We start from the raw sequence: 16,087 nt of genomic DNA on the forward strand, positions 1-16,087 counted from the left end.
GTTAGCAGGCTGTGATGTTCGCCCACAGGAGAGCGCCGTCGGCCGTCAGCGGCGCCACTTCACCGCCCGCCGCCTGCGCCACCCACCAGACGCCCTCGCGCGCCTGCAGTTCGCCGCCCCCCGGCAGCGACCAGACCCCGCTCAGCACATACAGCACACCCGCCTGGTTGGGTGACAGGGTGACGGGCGCGGTACTGCGCCGCACCTCGGCCGCCTGCCGGCCGCGGCGCGTCATGATGTTGAAATCCTGACTGGCGCCGCCCAGCAGCGTCGCTTCCAGCGCCACGTCGCCGGAGAACGCGAACGGTTCCCCGACGCGATCCAATTGATGGTCGATATGCCCGGCGCTGAACAGCCGCACGCCGTCGCCTTCCAGTAAGGTTATCGAGCGGTCAATGCCCGTAAAGGCGGAAAACGGCCCGTCCTGCGCGATGGTGGCAATGCTGGCGCGCCAGTCAAAATCCTGCGCGCCCGGCGGCCATCTGACGATTTCACGGGTTTCCCCACCGCCGTTGCGCCACGGGCTAACCGGCAGCGCGGCGAAGTTAAAACGGGTCAGGCTCATTACGCCTCCTGCTGAAAGGTTTTCAGCACCTGCAGGAACTCGGCGCTGCTCTGCTGCTGCAGCGCGTGCCGCCCCTGCTCGATCACCTGCCGGCCGCCGACGAACACGTCGCGAATTTGCTCTTTGCCGCCGGCGAACAGCCAGCGGTTGAGGATCGAGGCGTCCGGCGCCGCCGCCAGATACGGGTCGTCGCCGTCCAGCACCAGCCAGTCGGCGCGATAGCCGCTCTGCAATCGGCCGATCGGCGCGCCGCACGCCTGCGCTCCGCCCTGCAGCGCCTGCAGGTACAGCACGCCGCCCACCGCCGACTGTTCCGGCGTCGTCAGGCGATTGCGACGCTGATCGCGCAGCCGCTGGCCGTATTCGAACCAGCGCAGCTCTTCCACCACGTTGAGCGAAACGTGGCTGTCGGAACCGATGCCCCAGCGTCCCTGCTGCTGCAGGTAAGCGTCGCCGGGGAAAATGCCGTCGCCGAGGTTGGCTTCGGTGGTCAGGCACAGGCCGGCCACCGCGCGGCTGCGCGCCAGCGCTTCCAGCTCATCGCGATCCAGGTGGGTGGCATGCACCAGGCACCAGCGCTGATCGACCGGCAGATGGTCATACAGCCAGGCCACCGGGCGCTGCCCGCTCCACGCCAGGCAGTCGTTCACCTCTTTTTGCTGCTCGGCGATATGAATATGCACCGGCAAAGTGCGATCCGACGCGGCCAAAATCTGCTGCATCTGGCCCAGCTCCACCGCACGCAGCGAATGGAAGCACAGCCCCTGATTCTGCAACGGACGATCCGCCAGCTGGCGGGCAATCACCTGCTGCTGGTGCAGATAGCTTTCGGTATCCTGGATAAAACGTTTCTGCCCCGGCTGCGCCGGTTGCGCGCCGAAACCGGCGTAGCTGTACAGCACCGGCAGCATCGTCATGCCGATGCCGGCCTGATGTGCGGCCTCACTGAGGCGGCCGGTCATCTCACCGCGATCGGCGTAAGGCTTACCGTCGGCGTCGTGATGCAGGTAGTGGAATTCGGCCACCTGGGTGTATCCGCCCTTGAGCATTTCGATATACAGTTGACGGGCGACCACCTCCACCTGCTCCGGCGTCAGGCGCTGCACCAGACGGTACATCAGATCGCGCCAGGTCCAGAAGCTGTCCTGCGGATTGCCCGCCACTTCCGCCAGCCCGGCCATCGCGCGCTGGAAAGCGTGGGAGTGCAGGTTCGGCATGCCCGGCACCGCGTCGCCGTGCAGCCGGATGCAGCCTTGCGGTTCAGCGTCGGCGGTAACTTGAGTCAGATAACCTTGCGCATCGACGTCCAGCCGGACGTTATGCGCCCAGCCCTCTGGGAGCAAAGCGCGTGGGGCAAAATAAGCAGGCATGGCAGTATTCCACGGTTGATGTAACGGCGAATGAGGCGCGGCGATGGCGCGCATTCAGGAATTTTTGGCGGTCGCCGGCAAGTTTCTGGCGCGACGGCCACTAGTTGTATATACATATACATACGCCGACATCAACAGTAAACTGGTGTTATTATTTTTTTATTTGACGAGGTTAACGTCGTGGCTGAACAACAGACCGTGTTACAACTGGCGGCTGCAATGAGCGATGCCCCCGCCCCGATCTACCAACGGGTCAAACAGGCGATCGTGAATCAAATTCGTGCGGGGCATTGGCAACCGCACCAGCGCGTGCCCTCCGAAAGTGAACTGGTGGCGGAACTGGGCGTCAGCCGCATGACCATCAACCGCGCGCTGCGCGAGCTGACCAGCGAAGGTTTTTTGATCCGCATGCAGGGCGTCGGCACCTTCGTCGCCGAAGCCAAGGCGCATACCGCGCTGCTGGAAGTGCACAACATCGCCGATGAGATCGCCGCGCGCGGTCATCGCCACAGCAGCAAGATCCTCGAGCTGAAGGCCCGCCCGGCCAGCGAGGAAGAGGCGACGGCGCTGGGCATTCAACCCGGCCAACGGCTGTTCTACTCGCAGATCGTGCATTACGAAAATGACGTGCCGGTGCAGGTGGAAGACCGCTGCGTCAACCCGCTGGTGGCGCCAGATTACCTGAAGCAGGATTTCGACCGCGTCACGCCTTACACCTATCTGACGCAGGCCGCGCCGCTGACCGCCGGCGAACACATCGTCGAAGCGGTGATCCCCACCCGGCGCGAAAGCGAGCTGCTGCAGCTGGAAGACCACGAACCCGGCCTGCTGATCCACCGCCGCACCTGGTCCGGCAAAACCGTGGTGACCTCGGCCCGGCTGCTGTACCCCGGCAGCCGTTATCAACTGTTCGGCCGCTTCACCAGCGAAGTCTGATCCCCGGCGGGCGCGCCCTGCGCCCGCATCTCCGCTGTCGATCACATCCTGATAACAAAATCTCTCCCGCCTCTTGTGACATCCCGGTGAATGCGTTAGGTTGTTTTTAATTGTATATACAACCATGTGGGAGCTGCGGCTCCGGCGGAGGAAAGCAATGACGTCTGAGATTCACTGTGACAGCCTGTGGCACGGCGCCGATATCGTCACCATGCGCGACGGCAACTATCACACCCTGACCGACGGCGCGATCGCCGTGCGCGATGGCAAGATCGTCTGGATTGGCGAACATGCGGCGCTGCCTCCCGGCCTGATCGCGGACGAAACGGTGAAATTCAACGGCGGCATCATCACCCCCGGCTTTGTTGATTGCCACACGCACCTGGTGTTCGGCGGCAACCGCAGCGGCGAGTTCGAACAGCGGCTGAACGGCGTAAGCTACGCCGACATCGCCGCGCAGGGCGGCGGCATCATTTCCACCGTGAAAGCCACCCGCGAGGCCGACGAAGCGCTGCTGCTGGAGCAGGCGCTGTTCCGCCTGCGGCCACTGCTGGCGGAAGGCGTCACCTGCGTGGAGATCAAATCCGGTTACGGCCTCAGCCCGGAGAGCGAACTGAAAATGCTGCGCGTGGCGCGCAAGTTGGGCGAGCTGCTGCCGGTCGAGGTGAAAACCACCTGTCTGGCGGCCCATGCGCTGCCGCCGGAATACGCCAACCGCCCCGACGACTACATCACTCTGGTCTGCGACACCATCATCCCGCAGGCGGCGGCCGCCGGCCTGGCGGATGCGGTTGACGCCTTCTGCGAGCATCTGGCGTTCTCACCGGCGCAGGTGGAGCGGGTCTTCGCCGCCGCCGAGGCCGCCGGTCTGCCGGTCAAACTGCACGCCGAGCAGCTCTCCGCCCTCGGCGGCAGCACGCTGGCGGCGCGCCATCACGCGCTCTCCGCCGACCATCTCGAATACGCCACCGAACAAGATGCCCGCGCCATGGGCGACGCCGGCACCGTGGCGGTGCTGCTGCCCGGCGCCTACTACCTGCTGCGCGAAACCCAGTGCCCGCCGGTGGAGCTGTTCCGCAAGCACCACGTGGCGATGGCGATCGCCAGCGACGCCAACCCCGGCACCTCGCCGGCGCTGTCGCTGCGTCTGATGATCAACATGGCCTGCACGCTGTTCCGCCTGACGCCGGAAGAAGCGCTGGCGGGTGTCACCACCCACGCCGCCAAAGCGCTGGGGCTGCAACACAGCCACGGCACGCTGGAAACCGGCAAGGTGGCGGACTTTGTTCACTGGCCGCTGTCGCGGCCGGCGGAACTGGCTTATTGGTTGGGCGGCCAGCTGCCCTGTACGGTGATTTTCCGAGGAGAAGTACGTCAATGACCATTCGCGATCCTTTTAGCTTCCAGACCGGCAGCCTGCCGCTGCTGATCAGCATCCCACACGCCGGCACGCAACTGACGACGGCTGTCGAGGCCGGGCTGACCGACGATGCCCGCCCGCTGCCCGATACCGACTGGCACATTCCACAGCTGTACGACTTCGCCCGGGCGATGGGCGCCAGCGTACTGGTCGGCAACTATTCGCGCTTCGTCATCGATCTGAATCGCCCGGCGGACGACAAGCCGCTGTACACCACCGCCACCACCGGCCTGTATCCCGACGTGCTGTTCGACGGCCGCCCAAGCTTCCTGCCGGGCAAAGCGCCGACGGACGCAGAACGCGCCGGTTATCTGCAGCAGATTTGGCAGCCTTATCATCAGCAGCTGCAGGACGAGCTGGCGCGCCTCAAGGCGCGGCACGGCTATGCGCTGCTGTTCGACGCGCACTCCATCGCCTCGGTGATCCCGCGGCTGTTCGACGGCAAGCTGCCGGATCTCAACCTCGGCACCAACGGCGGTGAAAGCTGCGCCCAGGCGCTGAGCGATCGGCTGGTCGCCTGCTGCGAGCAGCAACAGCAGTACACCCACGTGCTGAACGGCCGCTTCAAGGGCGGTTACATCACCCGCGCCTACGGGCTGCCGCAGCAGCAACAGCATGCGATCCAGCTCGAACTGGCGCAGGTGAACTACATGTCCGAACAATATCCTTACGCGTTCGAACCGCAGCGCGCCGCCTCGCTGCAGCGCCTGCTCAAGCAGATGATTGAAGGCCTGTTGGACGGCGCCGCCAGACTCAACTGATCCCCTCTACAGGCGCCGCCGGGCGCCTGTTTCTCCCCTTGCCTTTAGCCGTAACGTCAGCCGCAATCTGCGCGCTATATCAAAGTTTCGCGTGATTCCCCACTGACTGGTCTAAACAGCGCACAAAACAGCGGCCGACGAAAAACGCACTGCGCCACAATCAGCCGAAAAGCCCGCGCTCATCGTCAGCGCCGGGCGGCGTGTGGCCGAGCTGGCCCGTTTCGAACCATCACTCTGGAGGCCCTATGTCTGTAACACCGTTAAACTGGCGCGCTGCCGGCGCCCTCGCCGAACAATTGCTGGCAGGCTGGCAGCGGCGTGGCGAACCCGGCGGCGCCATTACCCTGTTTGACGCCGAACAACTCCGCGCCACCGCCAGCGCCGGCCTGGCCGACCTGGCGCAGAATACCCCCTTCACCGCCGACAGCGTGGTGCGCTACGCCTCCGTGACCAAGCACATCTTCGCCGCGCTGGCGCTGAAGGCCACCGGCCGCGCCATTCGGCTCGATCAGCGCCTGGGCGAACTGCTGCCCGCCCTGCAGCCTGCGCTGGCGGACGTCACCGTCGGCCAGGCGCTGGACATGACCGGCGGCCTGCCTGACGTGCGCGAGACGCTCGGCCTGCTCGGCATCTCGCTGCATGCCGTCAGCGAGGCGCAGCCGGTCATGCAGTTTGTCGAAGGGCTGGAAAGATTGAACTACGAAGCCGGCAGCGAGATCGCCTACAGCAATACCGGCTATCGGCTGCTGGAGGCCGCGCTGCGCAGCAAAGGGTATGATTTCGACCAACTGGTGCAACAGCACATCGCCCGGCCGCTGCAGGTGCAGATGCAAGCACCGGAAAGCTGGTTCGACGTGGTGCCGGGGTTGGTGCCGGGTTACTGGCGTGCGCCGCAGGGCTGGCAACACGCCAGCGCCGGTCTGCACCTTTCCGCCTCCGGCAGCCTGACCGGCAGCCTCAACGCCCTCACTCGCTGGCTGCAAACGCTGCTGGCCGACGAGGGCCCGGGCCAGGGCGTGCTGACGCAACTCGGCGCCCCGCGCCGCCTCAATCAGGGCCAGCTCAGCGCCTATGGCCTAGGGCTGGCGCAGACGCCGCTGGGCCGCCGCCGCTTGCTCGGCCACGGCGGTTCCCACGCCGGTTACAAAACCTATTTCCTGCTGGCGCCCGATCGCCAGGTCGGCGTTGCGCTGGTGGCCAACCGCGAAGACTGTGACAGTTTCGGGATGGCTTTGCAGGTCATGGCGGCGCTGCTCGGCGAACCTTTGCCGCAGCGCAGCACGGCGATCCCCGACGGCCTTTACGCCACGCTGGCCGAGCCACACTGGCTGGAGGTCAAAGACGGCAACCTGGCCTATCTGGGCAGCGGTGAGCCGCTGTATCAGGGCGAGGACGGCTACGCGGTGTCGCTGTCCGCCCATATGCCAATCAAATTGAAGTGGACCGGCGAAGCGGTCGAGGGCGAAGTCGGGCATGTGGCGCGCCGTTTTCTGCCGGTCACGGCCAATGGCGACTGCCTGAAGCATGTGCAGGGATTGTGGTATCACCCGCACTACCGCACCGCCTTTGAAATTCGCGGCGATCGGGTGCATATCGGCGTCGGCCCGGCGGCGCAGACCGGCACACTCAGCCCGCTCGGCCAGGGCCGCATGCTGGTGGAGTGCCAGGACGGCCCGTGGTTAAAACGCTTTTGCCTCTATTTCCGCGGTTACAACGTGGATCTCATCGCCAACCGCAGCCGGATGCTGACCTTCCGCCGCAGCACCGTCGGCCGCGACTGACGCTCAGCGTGCGCTTCCGGTTTTGACCGCCAGCAGCGCATCCGCCAGCCGCCGTTTGTCGGCGGCGCTAAGATTCACTTGATCGACAGATGCCATAAACGCCGCCCGATCCGCCTCGCCGAACGGGCCGGCGCGCAGCCGCTCCGCCAGCTGTTGCAATATCTGGCTGCTCAACCGCGCAATCTGCAGGCGCACCTGCGCCAACGGGCGCGGCTGCCAACCGGATTCCGGGCTCGCCAACCAGTCTGCGCGATAGCGATACTGAATCGCCTTGGCGGCGTCCATCTGCGCGGCGATAAAAGGCCGCACCGACGCCGGATCAAGCCCCAAACGCCCCGCCTCCGCCTGCGCGCTGGCCAACACCTTCGCCTCCTGCGCCAGGTCTTCGATCGGCAAATGCTGCTGGGCCTTGTAGCCGGCAACGTCTTTCATCAACGACAGCCGTTGGTTCACCCGCTCGCCGAGGGCGGCGGCGCCGTCCGCCAACGCCGGAAAACTGGTCAAACAACAGGCTATCAATAACGCCCTGAACATGGCACCACCCTTATGATGCAGTGAAAACGTCAGGCCTGAAGTTCACCACGTCCGCCCCGCGCTGGCAAATAAAAAGGCCCCGCCACAGCGAGGCCCGATAACGCTCGACAGGCGTTAGTCGAACACGCCGTTGATGACGGAGGCCACAATCGCGGTGCTGAGTGCGACCAGCACCAGATCGTCACCGGCAATACGCCACTCATACCCCGGGTACTGCGGCAGCTCACGCAGCATAGAGCGCGGCACCATTTTTTTGGCGATGCCCGGCGGCAGCGGTTTACCGCGCGCCAGATTCTTGGCGATGCCCGGCGGCAGCGAACGGTAGCCGGTCAGGCCATAGTTATGCGCCAGCGAACGGGCGCGATCGCGCGAGAGGTTGACGGTGATCAGATTGTCGTCGTTGCGATAAACGCCGCTATCATAAGGGTCTTTATTGCCTTTGTTACCGTGATTGCCGTTATTACCATGGTTACCGCTGTTACCATGGCCATTACCGTTGCCGCCCTTATCAGCCAGAGCCGGAGCGGATGACAACCCCAGCGACGCGATCAGCGCCAACACCGTGAGGGTCGTACGACGTTTGCTCATGTTGTGTATTCCTGCGTGGGTGACGCTATTGACTATAGCGGGCCTTTCCCAGACGAAGTATAAGGAAAACTCCGAGATGATGGCGCGCGTGACGGCAGACGCGCCAAAATCTTGTTTTAACGCAAAACACCTCGAAAATGCCGATACTTACCTCAGATTTTTCTTGAAGAAAAATAAGCCTTGCGCTAGCGTGGGAAGGTAACAAAAAAGAGTTAGCATGCTCTTTTTCGTCGCACCTCAAATCTTATTCTTATCATCCATAATGATAATAGCGAACACTTCCCGCCTCTCCGTGCGGGATTCTTTTTCCCGCCGAAGTCGCCCTAACCGGGTGCTTTATGTTGAGATTTAGTTGCCGATAATTTACATTCGCTGTCTGAGAAACCTCAACCTCCCGCGGTGGCCAGGCTGGCAACGGGTGGGCGTTCAGGAGCAAAAGACGTGCAAATGACCCTCATGGAATACATCACTCGACACTTTAACGGCGATCTTCATCGTTACGCGCAGTCGGAAGGCGTCAGCCGTGAACAAATCATTAGTTGGATAAATAATGAATGTCACGTGATCAAAGGCAGGCTGTTTATGCCGGTGAAGCATCTCCCGGTTGAACAAGCACAGTGATGACAAAAAAACCCCGCCAGGCGGGGTTTTCTGTTTCTGATAGCACGGAAAATCAGAAGTTATAGCCGACCACGAGGTAATAACCCCAACCGGTAGACTTGATCGGGCCCTGTGGCAGGTTGATATCCGCGCCATCCTGCCACTGGCCGCCGTTATGGAAATAACGCGCCACGAAAGAATAGTGCCAGTGATCGTAGTTCAGCGCCAAAATGTGGCTGGAGGCGATAGAGTTGCTAGTGCGCAGCTGTTTGCCGTTGATCGCGTTACCACTGTCCTTGCCCAGATCGGAACCAAAGTCGAAGTTGGTGAAGCCGATGTAGCTCAGGTTGCCGCCCCACACCTGGGTCAGCGGCACGAAGTATTTCACCTTGAAGCGGTAACCGTCCCAGCTGTTCTCGTTGGCAGCCTGGTAGTTTTCCCACTGGTATTTGGCATAGATGTTCATCGACAGGCTCATCGGCAGGCCGGTGTCGATATCGGTGCCCAGACCCATGTACCAGGTGTTTTGACGACCGTCGGCGTTGTGGCCCAGGTCATAGATGTAGTTGTTGGCGAAGTACCACTCTTTGAACGGACCGAAGCTCAGATCGGTGCCGGTCAGCTTGTCGATGGAGAAGCGCGGTTCAATCTCCATAAACAGCGGGGAGCCTTTGTCCCAGATGCCGCGATCCGGGGTATTGCCCACGCCGAAGAACTTCGGCACGTCAACGTAACCGTAGAAGTCGAACCAGTCTTTCTTGGCGAAGGCTTCGTATTCGAGATACACGTCGTTATTCAGCTGCGGTCCGAAACGGGTGTGGTAGCTGCCCACCACGTTAACGCTCTGGTGCCACCAGTCGGAGACATATTGACTGTCTTTGCTATCAGCCATTGATGATGCACTGTAAGACGCTGCGAGCAGTACACCTGCTGCGAGAGCTATTTTTTTCATTTTATTACCACATGCTTAAAGGGCCATTTCCTGCCCGTTTAGAAAAGATGACAATGAGTCTGCCGACACCTGGCGTTGTCTTCACACAGAAACTCGGATGACGCGCGCATTATAGAAACCACTGACTGTAAGAATCTGTGATCCAGTTACGCATTTCGCGAATAGGTAATCGATTGCGTTCACATTTGTCAAATTATGTTTCATTCAAATTCACATTCGCTGTGATTTTTGTCATGCACATCGATTTTTAGCGCAGTTTTTGAGCCAACTGTCATCAACCGGCAATGAAGAGGAGTACGGCATTCAAGCGGGAAATGCCGGCGAAAACTCGCCGGCGAGAGAGAAGCGGCAGCCGATCACGCTGGCCACATCGAACGACGAATGAGGCTGCAAAAATTACCGCGAACAAAGCTCGGTTCCTTATCCGCCAGCACGTCCGCTTTGACGTTGCCGAAGGTGCTGTCCGGCTTATGTCGAATCCCGTCGTAAAACGCCTGAATAATCGCTTCCTTGAAGTTTGCCCCGCGGGGATGCAGCTCCACTACCTGCTCTCGCAGCGCCGCGTCATAGCCCTGGTAATTGATCCCTAACACATCCATCTCTACTCCCGCGGTCACCAGCGCAATCAGCGGGTGCATGTATTCCGGGATCCCCGGCGTGGTGTGTAACGCGATCGCCGTCCATACCCGATCGATATCCTGACGGCTGACCCCGTGCCCGCGTAAAAACTCAGCCGCCGCATCGGCGCCATCCACTTCGAAACGTTTGTCGCAGCTGCAGTGATCGTGCGTCAGTCCCATATCGTGAAACAGGCAGCCGACGTACAGCAGTTCAGGATCGTAAACCAGCTTGCGCTGCTGCCCCGCCAGCGCCGCCCAGTAATACACCCGGCTGGAGTGGTGAAACAGCAGATCTGATTCGGTGTCGCGCACTAACTCGGTCGCCTGACGCGCCATCGCGCTATCCGGCACGCTGATGCCGTTGATGGTTAAACTCATAACTTGATTCTCCCGTTGTCTGGAACCCGGTTAGATTAGGCGTTACACTGAATGTCCTCAATTGCCATTAATCAACGATTAGGGACATCCCCCATCCATCGGGATATCGCATGCCATGAGTAAAACCATCGCTATTCTCGCCGTGCCACAGGTGCAGCTGCTGGACGTTTCCGGTCCGCTGGATGTTTTCGCCGAGGCCAATCTGCAAGCCGGCTATGCCGCCTATCATCTGCAGGTAGTCGGAAAGACGCTGGCGCCGATCGTGTCCTCATCCGGCGTCAAACTCGTGCCGGATCTCGCCATCACCCAATGGCGTGAACAGGCGATCGACACGTTGCTCATCGCCGGTGCACCGGGTATCGCCGACGGCGAAAGCGAAACACGCACGCTGGACTGGCTACGCAGAGTGGTACCCCGCACTCGCCGCTACGGCTCGGTGTGCAGCGGCGCTTTTCTGCTGGCGGAGGCCGGCCTGTTGGATGGGCGGCAAATCACCACCCACTGGGCGGTAGCCGATCAATTGTGTCGCCGCTATCCTCAGGTCACGGTGGATAAAGACGCCATTTATGTGCGTGACGGGCGCCTGCAGACTGCCGCTGGCGTGACCTCAGGGCTGGATCTGGCGCTGATAATGGTGGAAGACGATTTAGGGCGTGAGATCGCGCAGCGGGTCGCGGCCCAGCTGGTGATGTTTTTCCGCCGTCCCGGCGGGCAGATGCAATTCAGCTATCGGGAACAGGCGACCCTGGCCGGGCGCTCAATGCTGCAGGAAGTGCAACGCTGGGCGATAGACAATATCGGGTTACCGCACAACGTAGCCAGCCTGGCGGAACGCGCCGGCGTCACCCCGCGGCATTTCAGCAGGCTGTTCGGCAACGAGGTCGGCACCTCTCCCGCTAAATGGCTCGAGGAAGCCCGCATCGCCGAAGCGCGCAGGTTATTGGAACTCGGCGTATTGGCGCCAAAACAGGTGGCGGCGCATTGCGGTTTTTCCAGTGCAGAGCTGATGCGGCGGGCATTTATCCGCCGGCTGGGGGTAACGCCGGCGGACTATCGAAAAATGTTTCTCGGTAAACAACTGCGGCGCGAAAGCTGAGATCAGTTTACCGCCGGCACCGCCTTGGCGATGTTTTCCTGGCGGAACGCCACCTCTTCGCCGTTTTTCACCTCCCAGTTGGCAACCGGAATGTCGGTCTTGGGCGCCGCCGCGACGACCGAACCGTAAATCAGCTTGTCGTCGCGGCGCAAAATATAAACGTCGAGCTGATATTCGTGCCGCAGATTCGCCGTGGTCAGGCGCACGGTATCGCCGCGCTCATAATGATGCACGTCGATTTCAGGCTGTTGAATAAATTGAATGTCGCTTCTCATCGTCGTCGTTCCTTCAGGCAACATGGCTAGTTAAATTCTAGTTCAACATTGCGCCGACGGCGGATAATTTCCGTTAATTTCCGCGAGTTGCCCGCCAACAGATCAGCGAGCCAAGCGTGACCATCGCTACGCCCTGCCAGAAATTGGCGGTCAGCGAGGTGTGCAACACCAGCGCGGCGAACACCGCCGACAGTACCGGGGTAAAATAAGAGACGGTGGCCAGCAGCGTCATGTTACCGTGCAGAATGCCAACGTTCCAGGCGGCATACCCTGCTCCCATCGCCACCCCGGCGCACAGCAGCGTTACGGTCACGCCGAGGCTGAACTGCATGCCGCTTTCCGCGCTGAAAGCATACTTCAGCCACAGCGCCAGCGCGGTCAGCACGATGAACAGCACTACGCCGTTGCTGCCTTGGGCAATCTTCTTGGTCAGGTTGCAATACAGCGCCCAGATCACCGCGCCGCTGAACGCCAGCGTATAGCTGAGCGGATTGCTGCGCACGTTGGCCAGCATCTGCGCCGGTGACCAGCCGCCCTCGCCGCTCATGATCCAGCCGATGCCGAACAGCGACAGCAGCAGCCCCGGCAGCAGCCACCATTTCGCCTTTTGGCCGTTGAGCGCCAGCGCCATCAGCACGGTGAAACAGGGCCACAGGTAGTTGATCATGCCCACTTCTATCGCCTGCAGGCGGGTATTGGCGTAGCCGAGCGACAGCGACAGGCAGATCTCGTAGCTGACGAACAGCAGGCTGCCGACGATGAGATAAGGTCGCGGAAAGCTGCGCCATTTCGGCACGCCGAGCGCCACCAGCAAAAACACCGCGCTGACGCTGTAGATCATCGCCGCGCCGCCGATCGGCCCCAGCCCTTCGCTGACGCTGCGAATAAGGCCAACCACGCTGCTCCACAGCACAATGGCCAACAAACCGAACAGCGTGGCGCGGGTACGCGAGGGCAAAGCGGGCATAAGACAGGTCCAATGGGTTATTTTTTATCAGGTTTTTCACTCTACTGCCGCACGTGCCAAAAAGAAAGGCGGGATACTCCCGCCTGTGAATTTATTGCTGCGGTTGCCGCTCCAACTGCGGCGGCGGCTGGCGAAAGCGTCGGGTCAGCCAGGCCAAATAGCCGAAGCCCAGTGTCGCCCAGATCAGCCCCATGGTCAGCGAGCTTTTCTCCAGGTTCAGCCACAGCACCCCCACCGTCAGCGCCCCCACCAACGGCAGGAACAGGAAGTTGAAGCGATCCTTCCAGCTTTTGTTGCGCCCTTCGCGAATGAAGAAGTGGCTGATCACCGACAGGTTAACGAAGGTAAAGGCTACCAGCGCACCAAAGTTGATCAGCGCCGTGGCGGTCACCAGATCGAACGACAGCGCTGACAGCGCCACCAGCCCGACCATCAGTACGTTCAGCGCCGGGGTGCGCCATTTGGGGTGGATATAGCCGAAGAATTTCTCCGGGAACACGTTGTCACGCCCCATCACGTACAGCAGGCGCGATACGCTGGCGTGCGACGCCAGGCCGGAGGCCAGCGTGTTGATGAAGGTCACGCACAGGAAGATCGACTGGAACAGCTTGCCGCCGACGTACAGCGCGATCTCCGGCAGCGCGGCGTCGGGCTGGTGAAAGCGTTGAATGGACGGGAAAAACAGCTGAATGAAGAACGACACGCTGATAAAGATCACCCCGCCGTACAGCGCGGTCAGGAAGATGGCGCGCGGGATCACCTTGGCGGCGTCGGGCGTCTCTTCACACAGCGTGGTGACCGCGTCAAAACCGAGGAACGAGAAGCACAGGATAGTCGCGCCGGTAATGATCGGCAGCAGATGCGCATTCTCGCTGAGGAACGGCCGCAGGCTCCACACCGTGCCCATCCCCTCGCCGTTGTGCAGGCCGCGCACCACCAGATAGATGAACACCAGAATGATCGCCACCTGCGCCAATACGAACAGGGTATTGAAGTTGGCCACCAGATTGACGCTTTTCAGGTTGATGGCGGTGATAAGGATAACGAAGCCCACGACCCACACCCAGGGCGGCACTTCCGGGAACAGCGCGGTCAGGTAAATCTTCGCCAGCAGCGTATTGATCATCGGCAGGAACAGATAATCAAGCAGCGATGACCACCCCACCAGAAAACCGACGTGCGGGTTGATCGCCTTCTGCGCATAGGTATAGGCAGAGCCGGCGGTGGGAAACTGGCGCACCAGTTTGCCATAGCTGATGGCGGTGAACAGCACGCCGGCCAGCGCCAGCAGATAGGAGGTCGGCACATGGCCGTCGGTGAGGCCGGAGACGATCCCGAAGGTGTCAAACACCGTCATCGGCGTCAGATAGGCCAGGCCCATCATCACCACCTGCCACAGCTTGAGGGATTTGCGCAGCTGCGGTTTGCCCGCCGGGCCGCCGTCGATGGCTTTAATCGTCATGGCATTTCCCCTCTTGGTCCTCTGCTGTCAACCGTGCAACGTCATTCAGAGAGGCCGCAGGGAAACTGCTGCTCAGGCGGCGGTAAAAACGGGTTGGTATCGCTGTCGGGCGGCCGGCGACCGGCCCGTAGGCACTGCGGCACAGACAAACGTCTGCGCAGGGGGCTGACTGAGTCATGGTTATTTCCTCGTCGGCGTCCTGTACGCCGTGATAGAAGAAATTCTGTACCGCAGCGCGCAGCCTCGCCGGCCACAGGAGAGCCGATGAAATGCGCCGGACGCGCGCGGTAGTCGCAGGGTGAGCGGGATCAGGCGTTTTTCAACATCCACTCGATTTCGGTTTCGGTGATCAGGCGCTCGAACTGCACCAGCTCATCAGTTTTACAGGCCAGATAGACGTGGCTGAAGCGTTCGCCCAACAATGCATTGAGCACCGGCTGATGTTCGAACTCGTACAGCGCGTCGCTCTGGCGGATCGGGAACGGCAGCCCGTCCTGCTCCAGACCGTTGCCGGTCACCGGCTCAGGCAGCGGCAATGCGGTTTCCAGGCCATAAACGATGCCGGCCAGAATGGTCGCCATCACCAGATAAGGATTGGCGTCGGCGCCCGCCACGCGATACTCCACGCGGTGGTTGTCGCGATCGCCGCAGGGAATGCGCAGCGCCACGGTGCGGTTGTTATGCCCCCAGGAAGCCTGGGTCGGCACATACATGCCAGGCTGGAAGCGGCGGTAGGCGTTGACGTTCGGCGCCAGCAGCGCCATCGAAGACGGCATCAGGGCGATCATGCCCGCCAGCGCCTGTTTCAGCAGCGCCGAATCTTCGCCGTCATCGTCGGCGAACACGTTGTTGCCCTGCGCGTTCAGCATGCTGATGTGCACGTGCATGCCGCTGCCGGCGTGCTCCTCATACGGTTTGGCCATAAAGGTCGCCTGCATATTGTGGTTCTCGGCCACCATGCGCACCAGCCGCTTCAGCGCCAGCGCGTGATCGCAGGCCTGCAGCACATCATCAGTATGATGCAGGTTGACCTCGAACTGCCCCGGCGACGCCTCCGCCACCGCGCCGTCCGCCGGAATGCCCTGCAAACGCGCCAGTTCGTCGATCTCGCTCAGCACATCGGCGAAATGGTTCAGGTTATCGACGGAGTACACCTGGCTTTGGGTGTTGCGCTCTTGCGTGCCCGGCGCGCACGGCGGCTGCAGATAGCCTTCCGCGTCACGTTGACGATCGATGAGATAGAACTCCAACTCTACCGCTACCACGGGGGAAAGCCCGCGCTGACGCAAACGCTGCCACACTCGGTTCAGCACATTGCGCGGTTCAACGTCAAAGGGAGTGCCATCTTCATCCAACATGGTGAGCAGCACCTGCGCGATATATTGCGGGTCCGCCGCCGACGGCGTCAGCGTGCCCGGTACCGGCACGCACACGTGATCCGGCTCGCCCAACTCCTGCCCCAACCCGGCCTCTTCCACCACGTTGCCGAGAATATCCATCGCAAATACCGACGCCGGGAAGTAACAGCCCTTCTCCAGTTTGTTCAGGCCGCCGACCGGGATGCGTTTGCCGCGGAAGCTGCCGTTCAGGTCGGTCAACAGTACGTCGACATGTTGGGTTAACGGATAACGTTCCAGATACTTCTTCACTTCGCGCTGGAACGCGCTACTTCGTCTCTCTTCACTGTGCTGAACAAAGTTTTCCACTTCTACGATGTTGGTCTGCATGGTTCACCCGCCGTTTGTGTTTTGCTGTCGTCGATGTTTATTGACCGTCTTGTTC

The 16,087-nt window shown here is 61.4% G+C and carries 16 protein-coding genes; 6 read left to right on the forward strand and 10 right to left on the reverse strand.

Going from position 1 to position 16,087, the window contains the following annotated elements; translation table 11 throughout:
• Window position 1 precedes the first annotated feature (1 nt).
• Window positions 2-565 (reverse strand): HutD/Ves family protein, encoded by a 564-nt coding sequence (locus tag ACJ8IL_RS07750; protein WP_442516462.1) that lies wholly within the window; start codon window positions 563-565, stop codon window positions 2-4.
• Window positions 565-1,935, reverse strand: coding sequence for a formimidoylglutamate deiminase (locus ACJ8IL_RS07755; protein WP_442516463.1), 1,371 nt, complete (start codon window positions 1,933-1,935; stop codon window positions 565-567). Before ACJ8IL_RS07755 ends, ACJ8IL_RS07750 begins: the two co-directional genes overlap by 1 nt.
• 180 nt (window positions 1,936-2,115) lie before the next feature.
• Between ACJ8IL_RS07755 and hutC the strand changes: the two genes are divergently transcribed.
• From hutC to ACJ8IL_RS07775, 4 genes are all read left to right on the forward strand, one after another.
• Window positions 2,116-2,871, forward strand: a complete 756-nt coding sequence (gene hutC, locus ACJ8IL_RS07760; protein WP_025302564.1) for a histidine utilization repressor — start codon at window positions 2,116-2,118, stop codon at window positions 2,869-2,871.
• A 157-nt stretch (window positions 2,872-3,028) separates the two neighbouring features.
• Window positions 3,029-4,252, forward strand: coding sequence for an imidazolonepropionase (hutI, locus tag ACJ8IL_RS07765; RefSeq protein WP_442516464.1), 1,224 nt, complete (start codon window positions 3,029-3,031; stop codon window positions 4,250-4,252).
• A complete protein-coding gene (gene hutG / locus ACJ8IL_RS07770; protein WP_230490485.1) occupies window positions 4,249-5,052 on the forward strand; it encodes an N-formylglutamate deformylase in 804 nt (267 codons plus the stop codon). Before hutI ends, hutG begins: the two co-directional genes overlap by 4 nt.
• A gap of 245 nt (window positions 5,053-5,297) precedes the next feature.
• Entirely contained in the window at window positions 5,298-6,833 is a 1,536-nt protein-coding gene (locus tag ACJ8IL_RS07775; RefSeq protein ID WP_141969255.1) for a serine hydrolase domain-containing protein, read from the forward strand.
• 3 nt (window positions 6,834-6,836) lie between these two features.
• Here ACJ8IL_RS07775 and ACJ8IL_RS07780 read toward each other — a convergent pair whose 3' ends face one another.
• Window positions 6,837-7,367 carry a chorismate mutase gene (locus ACJ8IL_RS07780; RefSeq protein WP_230490484.1) on the reverse strand — a complete coding sequence of 177 codons (531 nt, stop codon included), beginning with the start codon at window positions 7,365-7,367 and terminating at the stop codon, window positions 6,837-6,839.
• A 114-nt stretch (window positions 7,368-7,481) separates the two neighbouring features.
• Window positions 7,482-7,955 (reverse strand): anti-virulence regulator CigR family protein, encoded by a 474-nt coding sequence (locus ACJ8IL_RS07785; protein WP_197833904.1) that lies wholly within the window; start codon window positions 7,953-7,955, stop codon window positions 7,482-7,484.
• 441 nt (window positions 7,956-8,396) lie between these two features.
• Between ACJ8IL_RS07785 and ACJ8IL_RS07790 the strand changes: the two genes are divergently transcribed.
• On the forward strand, window positions 8,397-8,576 hold the full coding sequence (locus ACJ8IL_RS07790; RefSeq protein WP_025160261.1) for a hypothetical protein: 180 nt from the start codon (window positions 8,397-8,399) through the stop codon (window positions 8,574-8,576).
• A 52-nt stretch (window positions 8,577-8,628) separates the two neighbouring features.
• Here the strand turns inward: ACJ8IL_RS07790 and ACJ8IL_RS07795 are convergent, their stop codons facing one another.
• The gene (locus ACJ8IL_RS07795) at window positions 8,629-9,507 is read right to left on the reverse strand and encodes a nucleoside-specific channel-forming protein Tsx (protein ID WP_060432921.1); all 879 of its coding nucleotides are present in this window, start codon (window positions 9,505-9,507) and stop codon (window positions 8,629-8,631) included.
• A gap of 356 nt (window positions 9,508-9,863) precedes the next feature.
• Window positions 9,864-10,505, reverse strand: coding sequence for an HD domain-containing protein (locus ACJ8IL_RS07800; protein WP_025302558.1), 642 nt, complete (start codon window positions 10,503-10,505; stop codon window positions 9,864-9,866).
• Between the two features lie 115 nt (window positions 10,506-10,620).
• Here ACJ8IL_RS07800 and ACJ8IL_RS07805 point away from each other — a divergent pair, with 115 nt between their 5' ends.
• Window positions 10,621-11,601 carry a GlxA family transcriptional regulator gene (locus ACJ8IL_RS07805; protein WP_025302557.1) on the forward strand — a complete coding sequence of 327 codons (981 nt, stop codon included), beginning with the start codon at window positions 10,621-10,623 and terminating at the stop codon, window positions 11,599-11,601.
• Between the two features lie 2 nt (window positions 11,602-11,603).
• Here ACJ8IL_RS07805 and ACJ8IL_RS07810 read toward each other — a convergent pair whose 3' ends face one another.
• The 4 genes from ACJ8IL_RS07810 to ACJ8IL_RS07825 all read right to left on the reverse strand — a co-directional run bounded on the left by ACJ8IL_RS07810 (window position 11,604) and on the right by ACJ8IL_RS07825 (window position 16,032).
• On the reverse strand, window positions 11,604-11,876 hold the full coding sequence (locus tag ACJ8IL_RS07810; RefSeq protein WP_025302556.1) for a hypothetical protein: 273 nt from the start codon (window positions 11,874-11,876) through the stop codon (window positions 11,604-11,606).
• A gap of 73 nt (window positions 11,877-11,949) precedes the next feature.
• The gene (gene yddG, locus ACJ8IL_RS07815) at window positions 11,950-12,843 is read right to left on the reverse strand and encodes an aromatic amino acid DMT transporter YddG (RefSeq protein WP_060432919.1); all 894 of its coding nucleotides are present in this window, start codon (window positions 12,841-12,843) and stop codon (window positions 11,950-11,952) included.
• A 91-nt stretch (window positions 12,844-12,934) separates the two neighbouring features.
• Window positions 12,935-14,305: an APC family permease gene (locus ACJ8IL_RS07820; RefSeq protein ID WP_025302554.1), complete on the reverse strand. Its 1,371-nt coding sequence runs from the start codon at window positions 14,303-14,305 to the stop codon at window positions 12,935-12,937.
• Between the two features lie 308 nt (window positions 14,306-14,613).
• A complete protein-coding gene (locus ACJ8IL_RS07825) occupies window positions 14,614-16,032 on the reverse strand; it encodes a glutamine synthetase family protein (protein ID WP_025302553.1) in 1,419 nt (472 codons plus the stop codon).
• Window positions 16,033-16,087 lie beyond the last annotated feature (55 nt).

The sequence above is a fragment of the Serratia sp. CY47444 genome, from assembly GCF_052168635.1.
GTDB lineage: Bacteria > Pseudomonadota > Gammaproteobacteria > Enterobacterales > Enterobacteriaceae > Serratia > Serratia bockelmannii.